Genomic DNA, 643 nt, shown 5'->3' with positions numbered 1-643 from the left:
TTAATACAGCAAGCTGAACTTAGACATGAAAGAGCATTAAAACGTAAACGTAGAGAAGAACGTATAGCAAGAGCAAAACGTGCAGAACGTGAAGTGGCTAAGCACAGAGTGAATACTAGGTATTTTAAGAATCTAGTACAGAATAATCTTATGGTTAAAGTCAAAACAGATCAATACGGCAATGTGCAGAGGGGGTAGCGGAATGGAAAACGTAAGGATAATTGATTTGAAAGTAGATAATATTGTTCAGTTCCAAGAATCATTAAAAGGTGTTACGGCCATGCAAACGGCTATAGTCAATCGTGTGTATGCAAATGAAAAAGGTTTGAAAACAGTTTGGTATGCAGATGTAGAGAATGCAGGCGGTTATAAATTTATACTTACAGATAACGACGACTTTGTGAGAGTGAATGAGCCCTTTACACGTAAGGTGGATATGGTACACAAGCCAGAACATTACCACAGTGAATACGGTATCGATTTAATTGAGTTTTGTCGTCAACAATTCACTGACGAAGAATTTAGAGGTGCTATGAAGTTTACTCAAATGAGATATGCACTTAGAACAGGTCGTAAAGAAAATGATGTTCAAGACCAAAGCAAGTTGAAAGAGTACGCAGATAGATTTATGGAAGTACTGAAC

At 37.2% G+C, this 643-nt stretch carries 2 protein-coding genes; both read left to right on the top strand.

What is annotated here, in order from left to right:
• A partial coding sequence (locus CD147_RS11825) for a hypothetical protein (RefSeq protein ID WP_103167628.1) occupies positions 1-198 on the top strand: 198 nt, incomplete at its 5' end.
• A 4-nt stretch (positions 199-202) separates the two neighbouring features.
• A partial coding sequence (locus CD147_RS11820) for a DUF3310 domain-containing protein (protein WP_103167627.1) occupies positions 203-643 on the top strand: 441 nt, incomplete at its 3' end.

It is taken from the genome of Staphylococcus devriesei, from assembly GCF_002902625.1.
In the GTDB taxonomy this organism is placed as follows: domain Bacteria; phylum Bacillota; class Bacilli; order Staphylococcales; family Staphylococcaceae; genus Staphylococcus; species Staphylococcus devriesei.
Note: the sequence above shows the minus strand (reverse complement) of the source record. Positions and strands in the feature narration are given on the sequence as shown.